Annotated in this window: 15 protein-coding genes; 2 read left to right on the forward strand and 13 right to left on the reverse strand. The window is 57.3% G+C overall.

Annotation, left to right across the window (positions count from 1 at the left end; translation table 11 throughout):
* Positions 1-31: 31 nt before the first annotated feature.
* The 5 genes from ABLO27_RS09055 to ABLO27_RS09075 form a co-directional block, all read right to left on the reverse strand.
* The gene (locus ABLO27_RS09055; RefSeq protein WP_417714781.1) at positions 32-2,944 is read right to left on the reverse strand and encodes an EAL domain-containing protein; all 2,913 of its coding nucleotides are present in this window, start codon (positions 2,942-2,944) and stop codon (positions 32-34) included.
* Between the two features lie 31 nt (positions 2,945-2,975).
* Positions 2,976-3,614, reverse strand: coding sequence for a GNAT family N-acetyltransferase (locus ABLO27_RS09060; protein WP_353032213.1), 639 nt, complete (start codon positions 3,612-3,614; stop codon positions 2,976-2,978).
* A gap of 18 nt (positions 3,615-3,632) precedes the next feature.
* The gene (locus tag ABLO27_RS09065) at positions 3,633-4,922 is read right to left on the reverse strand and encodes a M16 family metallopeptidase (RefSeq protein WP_353032215.1); all 1,290 of its coding nucleotides are present in this window, start codon (positions 4,920-4,922) and stop codon (positions 3,633-3,635) included.
* Between the two features lie 4 nt (positions 4,923-4,926).
* On the reverse strand, positions 4,927-6,333 hold the full coding sequence (gene thrC, locus ABLO27_RS09070; RefSeq protein WP_353032217.1) for a threonine synthase: 1,407 nt from the start codon (positions 6,331-6,333) through the stop codon (positions 4,927-4,929).
* A gap of 216 nt (positions 6,334-6,549) precedes the next feature.
* Positions 6,550-7,146 (reverse strand): YqgE/AlgH family protein, encoded by a 597-nt coding sequence (locus ABLO27_RS09075; RefSeq protein WP_353032219.1) that lies wholly within the window; start codon positions 7,144-7,146, stop codon positions 6,550-6,552.
* Positions 7,147-7,332: 186 nt separating this feature from the next.
* Between ABLO27_RS09075 and ABLO27_RS09080 the strand changes: the two genes are divergently transcribed.
* Together ABLO27_RS09080 and ABLO27_RS09085 are read left to right on the forward strand one after the other, a co-directional pair.
* On the forward strand, positions 7,333-8,151 hold the full coding sequence (locus tag ABLO27_RS09080) for a protein-disulfide reductase DsbD domain-containing protein (RefSeq protein WP_353032221.1): 819 nt from the start codon (positions 7,333-7,335) through the stop codon (positions 8,149-8,151).
* 123 nt (positions 8,152-8,274) lie between these two features.
* Entirely contained in the window at positions 8,275-8,763 is a 489-nt protein-coding gene (locus ABLO27_RS09085) for a peroxiredoxin (RefSeq protein ID WP_353032223.1), read from the forward strand.
* A gap of 9 nt (positions 8,764-8,772) precedes the next feature.
* Here ABLO27_RS09085 and ABLO27_RS09090 read toward each other — a convergent pair whose 3' ends face one another.
* From ABLO27_RS09090 to coxB, 8 genes are all read right to left on the reverse strand, one after another.
* Positions 8,773-9,522: an SURF1 family protein gene (locus ABLO27_RS09090; RefSeq protein ID WP_353032225.1), complete on the reverse strand. Its 750-nt coding sequence runs from the start codon at positions 9,520-9,522 to the stop codon at positions 8,773-8,775.
* A 21-nt stretch (positions 9,523-9,543) separates the two neighbouring features.
* Positions 9,544-9,933 (reverse strand): DUF983 domain-containing protein, encoded by a 390-nt coding sequence (locus ABLO27_RS09095; protein ID WP_353032227.1) that lies wholly within the window; start codon positions 9,931-9,933, stop codon positions 9,544-9,546.
* 84 nt (positions 9,934-10,017) lie between these two features.
* The gene (locus ABLO27_RS09100; RefSeq protein WP_353032228.1) at positions 10,018-10,896 is read right to left on the reverse strand and encodes a cytochrome c oxidase subunit 3; all 879 of its coding nucleotides are present in this window, start codon (positions 10,894-10,896) and stop codon (positions 10,018-10,020) included.
* Between the two features lie 49 nt (positions 10,897-10,945).
* The gene (locus ABLO27_RS09105; RefSeq protein WP_352940161.1) at positions 10,946-11,551 is read right to left on the reverse strand and encodes a cytochrome c oxidase assembly protein; all 606 of its coding nucleotides are present in this window, start codon (positions 11,549-11,551) and stop codon (positions 10,946-10,948) included.
* Between the two features lie 10 nt (positions 11,552-11,561).
* Positions 11,562-11,723 (reverse strand): hypothetical protein, encoded by a 162-nt coding sequence (locus ABLO27_RS09110; RefSeq protein ID WP_352940162.1) that lies wholly within the window; start codon positions 11,721-11,723, stop codon positions 11,562-11,564.
* A gap of 4 nt (positions 11,724-11,727) precedes the next feature.
* Positions 11,728-12,663, reverse strand: coding sequence for a heme o synthase (locus ABLO27_RS09115; RefSeq protein WP_353032229.1), 936 nt, complete (start codon positions 12,661-12,663; stop codon positions 11,728-11,730).
* Positions 12,664-12,822: 159 nt separating this feature from the next.
* Positions 12,823-14,418 carry a cytochrome c oxidase subunit I gene (gene ctaD / locus ABLO27_RS09120; protein ID WP_353032230.1) on the reverse strand — a complete coding sequence of 532 codons (1,596 nt, stop codon included), beginning with the start codon at positions 14,416-14,418 and terminating at the stop codon, positions 12,823-12,825.
* Between the two features lie 80 nt (positions 14,419-14,498).
* On the reverse strand, positions 14,499-15,449 hold the full coding sequence (gene coxB, locus ABLO27_RS09125; RefSeq protein ID WP_417714761.1) for a cytochrome c oxidase subunit II: 951 nt from the start codon (positions 15,447-15,449) through the stop codon (positions 14,499-14,501).
* Positions 15,450-15,478 lie beyond the last annotated feature (29 nt).

The raw sequence follows: 15,478 nt of genomic DNA on the forward strand, positions 1-15,478 counted from the left end.
TGCTCTTCTGCAAACTCGCCGGTCCGGCGCGTTAAGCCGGTTCCGGCTGCGCGACCGGCATCTTTCGGAGCATCTTTGTTGCCTCGGACGCGGACATGGCTTCGCCGAAATAAAACCCCTGCGCATACTCGCAACCGAGCTGATAGAGTTCCAGCGCGTCAGCTTCACTCTCTGCCCCTTCCGCCACGACGGACATGCCAAGGTCGTGTCCCATGGCAACGATTGTCCTGAGCAGAACCGGTCTGACAGCCGATCCATTCGGTTTGACGAAGGACTGATCGATCTTGATCGTATCGAACGGGAAGCGCTGCAGGTAAGACAGAGACGAATGTCCGGTTCCGAAGTCGTCAAGCGACAGCCCGGCACCAAGACCACGCAGCCGCTCCAGCACTTTCGCCGAATACTCCGGATTGGACATCACGAGGGATTCGGTCAGTTCGAGCTTCAGCGTGCCCGGCTCCAGTGACGTTCTGGACAATACCGCCTTCACGTCGTTGATCAGATCCTGCTTCAGAAGCTGACGTGACGACAGGTTGACCGAAGTGAACAGGGGCTGCTGCATCGGGAACTCGCGCTGCCAGAACGCCAGCTGCTGCGCTCCCTTGTCGAGCGTATACATGCCAAGCTCGTTGATGAGACCGGATTGCTCAGCAACCGGAATGAACTCCGATGGCGAAATCTTGCCGCGCTTCGGATGGTTCCAGCGGGCCAGCACCTCGAAACCTGCCACAGACTGATCTTCCAGGCGGATGATCGGCTGGAAGAAAACCCCGAGGGTTTCCTTCTTGATGGCCTCACGCAGGTCAGCTTCCAGGTCGACCACATTCTTGCCGAGCGGGCGCAGAATGGGCCGGAAAACCTCCTGACGGTCGCCGCCAAGCCGTTTGGCATGATTGAGGGCGATCTCTGCGTTGGTGAGCATGTCTTCAACGCCCTGCTTGCCACCTTCGAAGAAAGCGATACCGACAGAGCATGTCAGGAAGATTTCCCTGTCACCGAAGGTGATGGGCGCCCGGACTGCCTTTCTGAGAGCATCAGCCAAAGCCACGATACGATCCGGTTCCTGTTCGGACAGGAGCACCAGTCCGTATTGGTCACCGGAGAGGCGGCCAAGCGTGTCCTGCTGTCCGATCAGGCGCCCGAGACGGCGGGCTACAGTCAGCAGGATGCTGTCGCCGGCCGACAGACCAATACTGTCATTGACCTGTTTGAAACGATCGAGATTGAGTACCAGCACCGTCGGCTTGGTGGTTTCCTCGGCCTTGGAACGCACGACACTGGTGCGTAGCCGGTCGACAAAAAGTTCACGGTTCGGAAGGCCGGTCAGGTTGTCATGAACCGCATCGTGCAGCAGCCGCTCCTCAGCGGTGCGCTCTTCCGTGACATCGAGAAGAGTGCCGACGCAGCGGATCACTTCACCGTCGGATCCGATGATCGGCCGCGCTCGAAGCCGGAACCAGCGGAAATGTCCATCTTCCGATCGCAGACGGAAAGTCTGCATGACCTTGCCGCGGCGCTGGTCGATTACTGCATCAAGCGTCGCACGGAAGCGATCCCTGTCCTGAGGATGCAGAACCTCTAGCCAGTCGCGCGCCGGACCTTCCAGCGTGCCGTGTTTCAGGTTTAGAAGGTCTTCGACTTCGTTGCCGGTGTAAATGCGGTCACGATCGATGTCCCAGTCCCAGATGATGTCACCGGCACCCGTAAGCGCGAGTGCCTTGCGCTCGACATCGGAGATCAGACCCTGCGCTATGGCCCCGCCCGCAAATGCGTGCTGCATGACCGTGAAGCCGATCAGAAGGACGATGAGGACGAGCCCGCCGCCTAGCGCCGGCTGAACGATGTCGTTCGACAGATACCCTGTCACGGTCATGGCCGCTCCGACCAGCCAGGCGATCAGCAGGCACCAGGTGGGGATCAGCAAAATGGCGCGGTCATAGTGCTGGAATGCAAGAACGGCGATGGTGACGAAACCAAGGATTCCGATAACGCCGAGTGCAAGACGTGCAATACCCGCCGCGATCGACGGATCCCAAACGGCCACACCCAGGAGGCCCAGGATCAGGATCAGCGTGGTAAGCGCGAGGTGGGAATAGTGAATGTTCCAGCGATTGAGGTTGAGGTAGGCGTAAAGAAAGATAAGCAAGCTCGCAGCCAGCATGACTTCCGCACAGGCACGCGCCAGCTGACTGCCGCCGCCCTCAACGTTGAACACCATGCCCCAAAAGCCGAAGTCTATGCACAGATAGACCAGAACGGACCACGCGAGCGCCGCGGTTGCCGGAAACATGACCGTTCCCTTGACCACGAAGAGGATTGTCAGGAACAGCGCCAGCAAACCTGAAATGCCCAGAATGATACCCCGGTAAAGCGTATAGGCGTTGACTGTTTCCTTGTAGACATCCGGTTCCCAGAGCCTGATCTCCGGCAGGTTCGGCGTTGTCAGTTCCGCAACGAAGGTGACAATCGACCCCGGATCGAGCGTCACGAGGAACACATCTGCTTCGAGGCTTTTCTGCCGCTGCGGTGCAATTCCCTGACTGGGTGTGATGGTGGTGATGCGAGACGATCCGAGATCCGGCCAGAACATGTCGGACCCAACCAGCTTGTAGTTTGGCACCACGATCAAGCGGTCAATCTGCTCGTCGCTGGTGTTGGCGAGCGCAAAAACCGCCCAGTTGGTATTGGTGCCATCGCGGGACGGTACTTCGATCCTGCGCACGATGCCATCCGCACCCGGTGCGGTCGAGACCTGCAGGCGCGTTCCAGCTTCCCTGTGAAGGTCGATCGAGTTGGTGATATCAAGTGCTTCAATATCAATCGGTACGGGAATTGGCTCCAGCGCCTGCGCCAATGGGGCGGCAAGCATCGAGACAATTACGCAAAGAGCAATTACAAAGCTTCTCAACACGTTGCTGATTGAATCCGGTAACGAAGTCGACATGAGGCGAAGAACTACCGGGTTGTGGCTCATGTCACAAGAATTCTTTCAAGATACCTTCGACACTGGGCGACATTTTTCCAGCACGCGACGCATGGTCTTCCGCCAAACAGGCAAAGAGCAGGTGATCCTGCCAGGTGCCGTTAATTAACAGATAGTTGCGCGCGTAGCCTTCCCGACGGAACCCTGCGTTCTCCAAAAGACGGATAGACGGCGTGTTGGTTGGAATGCACGCCGCTTCAATTCGATGAAGGTTCAACACGTCGAAACAAAACGGCAAGATCATGGCGACAGCCGAAGACATGTGTCCTTTTCCAGCGTGCTGTTCGCCCATCCAATAGCCGAGGGTCGTCGTCTGGCTGACGCCCCGGCGGATATTGCTGAGCGTGAGGCCACCAAGTATTTCGTTGGTTCTTGAACGAAACAACAGAAAGGAAAGACTGCGTCCTTCCTTACGGTCCTTGGCATAGCGCCTCAGACGGCGCCGGAACCCGGACTTGGTCAGGTCATCAGAGGGCCAGAGCGGCTCCCAGGGTTTCAGAAAACGCCTGCTGTCCGCACGAAGTTCTGCCCAGGGTTTGAAATCGGTCATGATCGGCGGGCGCAGGTAATACCCGCCCGCCTCGATCAGCAGTTCGGCGTCAGGTGATGATCCCGGCCGTAGCAGTGCCATGCCCCGCCCTCCGCAAACTCACAATGATGCAGCCCGTAACACCGGGCTCTGCTGCAACCTTCCTGCCAGTTCACTCGCCGTCATGATGCCGTCGACCGGTCCGATTGCGGTCAGGGTCGGCGTGGTTCCGACAAAGGTTTCGTGGGCCACCCTGCGCAGATCGGCTGCAGTAACTGCTTCGATCTTACCGGAAATCTCGTCCGGTGTGAGCACCCTTCCGTGAACCAGAATCTGACGTGCGATCTGCCCTGCCCGTGCGGCGGGACTTTCAAGCGCCATCATGAGGCCTGCACGAATTTGCGCACGCGAGCGCGCCACTTCCTCATCGGTAATCGTTTGCGTGGCGGAGACGAGCTCATCGGCGATCATCGGCATCAGGGCGCTGAGGTCTTCGTGGCTTGTTGCTGCATGAAGACCAAACAGCCCCGTATCGGAGAAAGCCCAATGGAAACTGTAGATGGCGTAGCACAGTCCGTGACGTTCGCGTATTTCCTGGAACAGCCGGGATGACATTCCACCGCCCAGCACGGAGGCCAGGATCTGAATGGCGTAGTAATCTTTCGACTTGTAAGGCCTGCCTTCAAAGCCCATCAGCACCTGGGCTTCCATCAGATCCTTGCTGCGAAGGGTTTCGCCGCCGCCGTAACGGGCTTCTGTTTCCGAGGAGGCCGCGTCGCCGCTCAGGCCACCCAGCTTCTCACGTGCCAGCGCAACCAGCTCATCGTGATCCACGGCACCGGCTGCGGCCAGAACCATGTCCGGCGCGCGATAGCGGTCAGCGAGATAGGAATTGAGGGCGTCCCGGTTGAACCCCTGAACCGTCTCCGGTGTGCCCAGGATCGGTCGCCCGATCGCCTGATCCGGCCACGCGGTTCCCTGGAACAGGTCGAATGCCTGGTCTTCCGGCGAATCGTTTGCAGCTCCGATCTCCTGAAGGATCACGTGCTGTTCGCGCGCGAGCTCCTGCGCATCGAAAGTTGAGTTCTGTAGAATGTCGGCCAGAATATCGACCGCCAGCGGCATGTCTTCCGCCAGAATGCGGGCGTAATAGTTGGTGTGCTCGATGCTCGTGGAAGCGTTTAGCTCACCACCAACCGCTTCGATCTCTTCAGCAATGCCACGCGCCGTTCGCGTGTGCGTGCCCTTGAAGGCCATATGCTCGAGAAGATGGGTGATCCCATTCTGATGGACAGCTTCAACTCTGGATCCCGTGCGGACCCAAATACCGAGTGCTGCCGTCTTCAGGTAGGGCATCTGGTCAGTAACGACAGTCAACCCATTTTCTAGAACCGTTGTTTCTACTTTCATATAGTTACACCCCGGCACTGACGGCCCGGGCGTGATCTTCGATATATCGTTCCACCACGTCCTGCTCCGCCGCCAAAACCTGCTGGCGCTCCTCCGCAGTCATCATTTCTTTTAGATTATCCGGCAGATCCGGGCGGACGCCAGAGGCTTTTTCGACAGCATCCGGGAATTTGGCAGGATGCGCCGTTCCCAGAACCACCATGGGGGCAACGCCATCATCATGGTCTTTTGCCACGTGCACACCAATTGCAGTATGCGGGTCCAGAAGATAGCCAGCGACTTTCCAGACCTCGTCAATCGTCGCTGCCGTTTCCTCCTCGCTGCAACGGCCGGCTCCAAAATGCGCCCGCATCTCGCTCAGCGGACCTTCCTCAATAGTAAAGCTGCCCGATTGGGAAAGCTGGTTCATCATGCGACGGACCGCTTCGCCGTCCCGGCCGCAGACCTCTGCCAGCAGCCGTTCGAAATTCGAAGAAATCTGGATATCCATCGACGGAGAGATCGTCGGCGTGACACCACGTTTTTCATACCGGCCGGTTTCCAGTGTCCGGGCCAGAATGTCGTTCACGTTGGTCGCAACGATCAGCTTTTCGACCGGCAGGCCCATTTTCATGGCCGCATATCCGGCAAAAATGTCACCGAAGTTGCCGGTGGGAACCGTAAAGGAAATCTTCCGGTGCGGCGCTCCCAACGCAACACCGGAAGTGAAGTAGTAGACGATTTGCGCAAGAATGCGCGCCCAGTTGATCGAATTGACGCCCGACAAGGCAACGCGGTCGCGGAACGAGAAATGGTTGAACATGCCTTTGACGATGGCCTGACAATCGTCAAAGTTACCGGTCAGTGCCAGTGCATGAACGTTGCTGTCCGCCGGTGTCGTCATCTGGCGGCGTTGGACATTGGAGACCCGCCCGTCAGGGAACAGAATGAAAATGTCCGTACGCTCACGCCCGCGGAACGCCTCGATGGCAGCTCCGCCGGTATCGCCCGAGGTCGCTCCAACGATGGTCGCCCTCAAGCCGCGTTTGGTGAGGATGTAATCCATCATCCGGCCAAGCAGCTGCATGGCCACATCCTTGAAGGCAAGGGTTGGCCCGTGGAACAGCTCCAGGATGAAAGTGTTGGCGCCCGTCTGCACCAGAGGCGTGACCGCCGGGTGCCGGAAGCCTGAATAGGCTTCATCGATCATTGCCTTAAGATCGTTTTCTGGAATTGCGTCGCCGATGAACGGGCGAATGATTTCGAAGGCTACGTCCTGATAGGACTTTCCGGCAAATGAAGCGATCGTATCGGCATCAAATTGAGGCCAGCTTTCGGGAAGATAGAGACCGCCGTCGCGCGCGAGTCCTTGTAACAGGACATCGGAAAAATCCAAGACTGGTGCTTCACCACGCGTACTGCTGTATTTCACCGCGTCACTTCCCTTTGTATTTGCCTTGTTGCAGGTCGTCTCGGTCCCTGCCCGGGCATCTGGACTACCAGCCTACTTTAATCCCGGAAGATTTGAAACAAACCATGCCATTGAAGCGACTTACGCGCCATAACATTTCAGCGCAAGTCGCTTTTGGTTAAATTGATGACCGTGGGTGGACAAGAACGGCGTGTTTTAGAAATCCGGTGACTGCTGTCACGCATGCCCTGCGTCTGAGAAAAGCATGGCCGGATCAATGCCCAGTGACCCGAGTGCCCGATGCCATTTTGACTCAAAATCCGGATCGAACAGAATTTGCGGATCGGCCGGTGCGGTCAACCAGCCATTGGACTGGATCTCGTTTTCCAGCTGTCCGGGAGCCCAACCGGCATATCCCAATGCAAGCATTGCCTGCGACGGTCCAGCCCCTTGAGCCAGCGCCCGAAGAATCTCGAGTGTCGCGGTCAGGCAGATGCCATTGTCGATTGTCAGCGTCGACTGGTTCAGCATGAAGTCATCGCTGTGCAGCACAAAGCCCCGTTCAACTTCCACGGGTCCGCCCTTGTGCACATTCATGTCACGCACCTGTTCCGGCAGACGGATGCTGCTGTCATCGTTCACGATGTCCAGCTGAATAAGAAGTTCTTCCAGGGAAAGGTGGCGGGCGACCTGATTGACAATCAACCCCATGGCACCCTGATCGGAGTGAGAGCACAGGTATATAACCGAATGCTCGAACCGGCTGTCTGCCATGCTCGGCATTGCAATCAGAAACTGGCCTTCTAGAGATTCTGTTGCTTCGGTTCCGGCCATGCGTACCTCGTTACCTGTTGACGCTCTCTGCCTAAGAATAGAAGCATAGCCCCTTTGGCAGGTTTTGTTAATGTCTGTTTCCCGGGTAAGTGGGTGATCGGTCTCACATCCCCGTCACGAGGATATGACCCGGATTGCTTCTTCTGACCCATGACGCTTGAGCGAAACTCGTGTAGCACAAGAACCATGAAACGGATCGTCTACACCTTCATCGTCTTCTTTTTTGCCGCCCTGACCTCTCTTCGAGCCGAAACAACGGATTGGATCGAAGTTCACGGCGGTGCCGTCAGGCTGATATCTGCAGGGCCCATCGAAGACGGCCACTACCTGGCCGGTCTGGAATTCATGCTGGAACCGGGTTGGCACACCTATTGGCGTTACCCCGGAGAGGCAGGCATTCCTCCGCAAATCACACTGACGGACACGGAAAATTTAAGGGAAGTCGAAATCCTCTACCCCGTGCCTGAACGCTACAGCGATGGGTTTTCTGAATCGATCGTCTATCACGATGGCATCGTGCTGCCGATCAGGATAATGCCTGACGACAGCGAGCAGAAGGTGCGTGTCGATATTGACCTGTTCTTCGGCATCTGCAAGGACATCTGCGTTCCGGGCGACGCAACACTCACGCTCAACCTCAATCCGGCGTCTGAGAAAGACACGCTTGCCGCAAAACTGATCGAGCGCGACCTGGCAAACGTTCCTCAAGCCTCTACCGCTGACGGTCTCAAAATAAAGTCGGTAAGTCTGACGAACGAAGACCGGCTGGTGATTGAAACGCACGTGGACGCGGGATCAGCACCCGAGTTGTTCGTCGCCGGTCCTGAAGGTTCCTATATCGGTCTCGCAAAGCTTGCATCGCAGTCCGGTGATCAGGCCACGTGGCACCTTTCCACCAAAGGCCTGAAATCCAGCAAGGGTGACGATCATCTGAGGATTGTGCTCGCCGTGGACGGTCTGGCGATCGAACATCTGGAACCCATTCAACCTTCGTGGGTGAACTAGTTCCATCTTGCTCCCTTAAATATCATTTTTTGCAGTATCCTCACTCGACGTACCGGAGCCTGCGCCCTATCTGAGCAGCGGGCTGTGATGAATGTGCGGCCATGAAACAAGGGGAAATACGATATGACAATCAAGGTAGGCGACCGCCTTCCCGAGGCCAGTTTCAAGGTCATGACAGCAGACGGGCCAGGAGAAATCTCAACCAGTGACCTGACCAGTGGAAAGACCGTGGTCCTGTTCGGAGTTCCCGGAGCCTTCACGCCGACATGTCACATGAACCACCTTCCGGGGTTCGTAGAACATGCGGAAACACTCAAGGGCAAGGGCGTCGATGAGATAGCCGTCCTTTCGGTGAACGACGTGTTTGTCATGGACGCATGGGAAAAGGCTTCCAACACAGCCGGTCAGATCCAGTTTCTCTCGGACACCGCGGCTGAATTCGTTGAGGCAGCAGGCCTCGGCCTCGGTCCGGCGCCAATCTTCGGCCACCTGCGTTCCCAGCGTTTCGCCCTGATCGCAAAGGACGGTGAAGTCACCTTCCTGGCCATTGAGGAAACACCGGGTGAGGCTACCAAGACCGGTGCCGCGGCAATCCTGGAAGCCTTGGGCTAAGCAGCCTGTTTATCTCGACTTCCGCGGCCACAGAACGGTGGCCGCGTAGGTCAGGAACACACCGACCAGAGTGGCCGCCAGGCCGAACCAGGTAAGCGCATAGCCAAGATGGTCGTTCTTGAAGCGGACAATCGTTTCACCTGCCTGCGGCAGTCCGCCCGCAGGCGTCAGGGATGCATCCAGGTCGATGCTGTACGGTGCCAGATCCGGGCCACCTACTCCCAGAACGTCTCCCATCGCTTCTGTATCGCGAGCAAACCAGATCCGGTCTTCCTTATCGGGCGCGGGGGTCGTCCAGTTCGGTTTTTCGCTGAGCCGTAACAGTCCTGAAATCTCAGTCCGGCCGGCAGGCAGCGCAAGTGCCGTCTTTTCCTGTTCTACAGAAAGCCCGTGGGGAAGAAATCCGCGGTTCACCAATACGGTCCAGCCGTCTTCCGTACGGAACGGCGAATACGCCATGACGCCCGGTCCCTTCAGCGGACCAGCCGGGTTCGAAAGTGACGTGTAGTAAAAGACCGATCCGTCCTGATACTCACCTTTCACACTGACATGCTTGTAGTCGTCCTGCTCTGCAATATCGCTCCAGGCGGAAGGCCGAGGCGCGTTCACAGCAGGTTTCGAGACACCCGCCTCCACCTGACGGATGAGGGTCTCCTTCCAGGCCAACCTGTTCAGTTGCCAGAAGCCCAGGTTCAACAGGATGAACAGTGCGACTGCTGCTGCAATCGCGGGAATGATAAGTTTACGCACTGGCCCCATGGCCCGGTTTCTCTTTCTTGGCTATTGGGACTTATCCTGATCAAGTCGGCCTTCTTCCGCCTTGTGCCGAAACTGTAGGGCGATCATCAGCCCCTTGAGCGGACGCAAGGACCCGCCGGCGAGCAGGACGGTCAGCGGCAACCACAGAATCAGATGAAGCCAGATTGGCGGCTGATAGGCCAATTCCACAAACAGAACCAGCGCGACCACGATGAAGCCGACAAGCATGATGACGAAGACCGCCGGACCGTCTCCGCTGTCTGCGAAGGAATAATCCAGACCGCAGGCTGAACATAATTTCTTGATGCCAAGAAAACCGTCGAACAGCTTTCCCTGGCCGCATCTCGGACATTTTCCGGAAAGACCGGCTGTGACGGGATTGACCGGGGGAAAGTGCGCCTTGTCTTCCATGTCCTGCCTCGTTTCCGTGTCTGAAACGAAAACGCCCGATCCGTCGGCCGGACCGGGCGCATTCAAATTGCAGTCTAACCCGCCTTAGTGAGCGGCCGGTGTACCTGCGCCCCAGATGTAGATGGCAACGAACAGGAACAGCCAGACAACGTCAACGAAGTGCCAGTACCAGGCAGCCGCCTCAAAACCGAAATGCTGTTTCACGGTGAAGTGGCCGGCAAGTGCGCGCAGCAGGCAGACGAACAGGAAGATGGTACCAACGATCACGTGGAACCCGTGGAAACCGGTCGCCATGAAGAAGGTCGCGCCGTAGATGTTGCCGTCAAAAGTGAACGCGGCATGCATGTACTCGTAAACCTGACAGATGGTGAAGATGACACCGAGCAGAACCGTCAGCGTCAGGCCCCATTTCAGTCCTTCACGATCATCATGCAGCAAGGCGTGGTGCGCCCATGTAACCGTGGTGCCGGAGCAAAGCAGGATCAGCGTGTTCAGCAGCGGCAGGTGCCACGGATCGAAAGTCGCGATGCCATCGGGCGGCCAATGACCACCGGTCGCTTCAACACGGCTGAACTGGATGGCTTCACCGGCAAACAGGGCAACATCGAAATATGCCCAGAACCAGGCTACGAAGAACATCACTTCAGAGGCGATGAACAACAGCATGCCGTAGCGCAGATGCAAGGACACGACACGGGTATGATGCCCCTCATGCGCTTCCTTGATGGTGTCGCTCCACCAGCCATACATCACGTAAAGCACGATCAGCAGACCAACGGCGAACAGTCCCCAGCTGGCAGAGGCAAGTTCCATTCCGAAGAGTGCAAAAGACTCACCGGCAGCGGACCGCATCCACGCGATGGCGCCGATTGCGAGGATGAATGCGCCGATCGACGCAATAAACGGCCACGGACTTGGTTCCACAAGGTGGTAGTCGTGGTTTTTGGTATGTGCCTCAGCCATCGGCAAGCTCCCCAAACACAGTCATCTCAAGCGCATCAAGCGCCATAACTTACAGTTTCGTTTCAGTGACAGGCGCTTCAGCCCGCACATCAACAGGACGTTCCGGTTGTTCTACCGGGAAGAAGGTGTAGGACAAAGTGATTTCCTTCACGTGTTTCAGCTCAGGATCCTTGTCCATTTCCGGATCGACGAAAAAGACGACCGGCATTTCGACAGTTTCGCCGGACTTCAGCGCCTGCTCGGTAAAGCAGAAGCAATCCAGCTTGTTGAAGTAGGCACCCGCGGTTGGCGGAGAAACGTTGAAAGTCGACGTTCCATAAGTCGTCTCTTCACCATTGTTGGTCGCCAGATATTCAAGCTGCGCGGTTTCTCCCATCTTGAGAGTGACCGAACGCTGTGCGGGTTTAAACTTCCAGGGCAACTCGCGATTGACATTGCCATCAAAGCGCACAGTGATCATGCGATTGATGACCACGTCGCTTTCACTTTCGGCAACCTGCGTCGTGCCACCGAAACCGGTTACGCGACAGAACAGGTCATAAAGCGGAACGGCTGCATATGCCGCGCCGACCATTAAAGCGAACAGCCCGGCACAGGCCACCGCGACTTTGCGGTTGCTGTTGGCAAGGTTCTGACTGTTCTGCCCGTTGCTCACACGAAATCCCTTATAGTGCTCTGTCAATCACGCCAGGCCCAAGCTTGACGATCGTGACCACATAGAAAAGGGCAACCAATGCTGCGAGTACAATGGCGATTGCAATTGAACGCGACCGACGTTTCTTCGCCTGCTCCGGTGTCAGCTTGACGCCCTGCTCTTCCTTTACCATTGCCTTATGCCCCTACAATCAGGCTTTCACCCAGCAGCAGGGCAAACAGCAGGAAGAGATAGAAGATCGAGAACTTGAAGAGACGTACGCAGGCCTGGCGTGCCACGTCCCCTTCTCGCTTGCGCCAGACGTCAAACGCCAATGCAACAAAGGCGAGGCCGAGCACTGCAGAGGCAACGCCATAAACGGGCGTCGCAAACCCGAGGAAATACGGAGCTACACCGATCGGAGCCAGCAGCAGCGAGTAGACCAGAATGTGGTGCCGGGTGCTGGTTTCACCAGCGACAACCGGGAGCATCGGAACACCAGCTGCGCGATAGTCGCCGCTTTTGAACAGAGCCAGTGCCCAGAAGTGCGGCGGCGTCCACATGAAGATGATCAGGAAGAGCACGAAGCTCTCCAGGCTCACACCACCGGTAACGGATGCCCAGCCGACCATTGGCGGAAACGCGCCCGCAGCACCGCCGATAACGATGTTCTGTGGCGTCGAACGTTTCAGCCACATCGTATAAACGATCACGTAGAAGAAGATCGTGAAGGCCAGGAACGCGCCGGCAAACCAGTTGACGAGCAGCCCCAGGGTGACCACCGAGCCAATCGACAGAGTAATGCCGAAAGCAAACGCTTCGTCACGTGTGATCTTGCCTGCGGGGATCGGACGCTTCTTGGTGCGCGACATGATCTCGTCGATGTCGGCGTCGTACCACATGTTCAGGGCCCCGGAGGCACCTGCGCCAATTGCAATACACAGGATCGCAACTGCACCCAGAACCGGATGAACGGAACCTGGAGCAAGCATCAGTCCGACAAATGCCGTGAAAATCACCAGAGACATCACACGGGGTTTCAGGAGCGCCACATAGTCGCTCACTGATCCCATTCCACCGTCCCAGACGGCAGTGTTCTGGCCAATCGTATCCTGGCGCTCTACGAGCGACATGGGCGCGTCCTTTGAATTCTTTCTCACTGCCTTTGCCCCGACTTCTGTGTCGTGCGGTCTGAACATTTTACGTTCGGCAGCAATTTTTTAAAGTTTGCACCGCGCCAGGGTCCGGCGCGGTGCCGATTTCCGATCGGAGGGAAATCCTCCGGCCGCGCGTTACTTGATGCGCGGCAAGGTCTCGAACTGGTGGAACGGAGGCGGAGAAGACAGGGTCCACTCCAGCGTTGTTGCACCTTCACCCCACGGGTTGTTGCCGACGGCACGCTTCTTGGAGAAAGCCTCGAAGATACCGAACAGGAACACCAGAACCGCGAATGCAGAGATGTAAGAGCCGATCGAGGACACAAAGTTCCAGCCTGCCAGCGCGTCCGGATAATCGGCATAGCGACGCGGCATGCCGTTCAGACCAAGGAAGTGCTGCGGGAAGAAGACCAGGTTCACGCCAATGAAGGTGATCCAGAAATGGGCCTTGCCGATCGTCTCGTTGTACATGTAGCCGAACATTTTCGGGAACCAGTAGTACCAGGCCGCAAAGATTGCGAACACGGCGCCAAGAGACAGAACGTAGTGGAAGTGAGCTACGACGTAGTAGGTGTCGTGGAAGGCACGGTCGAGACCGGCGTTCGCCAGCTGCACACCCGTCACACCACCGACGGTGAACAGGAAGATGAAGCCGATTGCCCATACCATGGGTGTCTTGAACTCGATGGACCCGCCCCACATGGTGGCGATCCAGGAGAAGATTTTCACGCCGGTGGGAACCGCGATGACCATGGTGGCCGCCACGAAATACGCCTGCGTTTCGGAGGACATGCCGACAGTGTACATGTGGTGTGCCCACACGATGAAGCCGACGACGCCGATGGCGACCATGGCATAGGCCATGCCGAGGTAACCGAAGATCGGCTTGCGGGCAAAGGTGGAAATGATGTGACTGATGATGCCGAAGCCCGGCAAGATCAGGATGTACACTTCCGGGTGACCGAAGAACCAGAACAGATGCTGGAACAGAACCGGATCACCACCACCGGAGGGGGTGAAGAACGTGGTGCCAAAGTTGCGGTCCGTCAGCAGCATGGTGATTGCACCAGCCAGAACCGGCAGGGACAACAGCAGCAGGAATGCGGTGATCAGTACCGACCAGGCAAACAGCGGCATCTTGTGCAGGGTCATGCCCGGCGCCCGCATGTTGAAAATGGTCGTGATGAAGTTGATCGCACCCAGGATCGAGGAAGCACCTGCGATGTGCAGGGAAAGAATCGCGAGATCCACTGCCGGGCCCGGCTGGTAGGTTGTCGAAAGCGGCGGGTAGATGGTCCAGCCACCGCCAACGCCGTTACCACCCGGAGGGCCCTCGACGAAGAGAGACAGCAGAAGAAGCAGGAAGGCCGGCGGAAGCAGCCAGAAGGAAATGTTGTTCATCCGCGGGAACGCCATGTCCGGCGCACCGATCATGATCGGCACGAAGTAGTTGGCATAACCACCGATCACCGCCGGCATAACCATGAAGAAGATCATGATCAGGCCATGGGCCGTGGTGAACACGTTGAACATGTGTGGATTGTTGAAGTACTGCATTCCCGGTTCTTGCAGTTCCATCCGGATACCGACGCTGAGCGCGCCGCCGACGATCCCTGCAAAGATCGCGAAAAACAGATACATCAGTCCGATGTCTTTGTGGTTGGTCGAATAGACCCACCGCCGCCATCCCGTAGGATGGTCATGTGCCGCATGTGCTTCGGTCGCAGCCATTTGGGGCTCCCTCTTTAATCTTTCTCAGCGGCGCTGCGTGTCATCGCGCGCATCGCCAAACGTAAAAGCTTGTCGCCACGTTATTTCGCGGCGACTGCAATCTCTTCCAGCGTTCCTGTCTCTGCGACCTTGTTGGCGGCAGCAATGGAAGCCATCAGCTGTAGATTGGCGCTGTCCAGATCTTCCTGAGCAGCTGCTGCCCAAGTCTTGTACTGATCAGCGGAAACAACCCGAACTGCAATCGGCATGAACGCGTGGTTGACGCCGCACAGCTCGGAACACTGGCCGTAGTAGACACCTTCGTTACGGGCGTGGAACCAGGTCTCGTTCAAACGGCCCGGGATCGCATCGATCTTCACGCCCATGGACGGCATTGCAAAAGCGTGGATCACATCTTCAGCCGTAACCTGCAGACGAACGGTCGTGTCGACCGGGATCACCAGCTCGTTGTCGACAGCCAGAAGACGCGGAACTTCGTTGAGCGTCAGGCCCCGCTTCTGAGCAAACTCTTCCCGGTCTGCCTTGTCTTTCGCGGCATCCAGCGCATCACCAACCATGTAGGAATCGAAGTAGAGGTCGCCCATGCCTTCGTCGGTGTATTCGTAACCCCAGTACCACTGATAGCCGATCGCCTTGACCGTCATCTGGTACTCGGGAATGTCCAGCTGCTTGTAGAGCAGGCGGAAAGACGGGATCGCGATCACGACCAGGATGAGGATTGGAACGATGGTCCAAACCACTTCGATCACGGTGTTGTGCGATGTGCGGGACGGTACAGGGTTCGACTTGGCGCTGAACCGGGTCATGCACACGATCAGCAACGCCAGAACGAACAGCGTAATGACAGTGATGATTGTCAGCGTGAAGGTATTAAACCAGGTGATGTCGTCCATCACGTCGGTGATCGAGTTCTGAAAACCGAGCTGCCACTCGCTCATACCGGATTCAGCTGCCAGAGCCGCAGTGGACGCTCCAGCAAATGTTGCCGCCAAACCGGCCGTAGTCATGAGACGCTTGAAGATAGCCTTCACGTCCGCGCTCCCTTCCCTCAACCGCTAGC

The organism is Roseibium sp. SCP15, assembly GCF_040329435.1.
Classification (GTDB): Bacteria; Pseudomonadota; Alphaproteobacteria; order Rhizobiales; family Stappiaceae; genus Roseibium.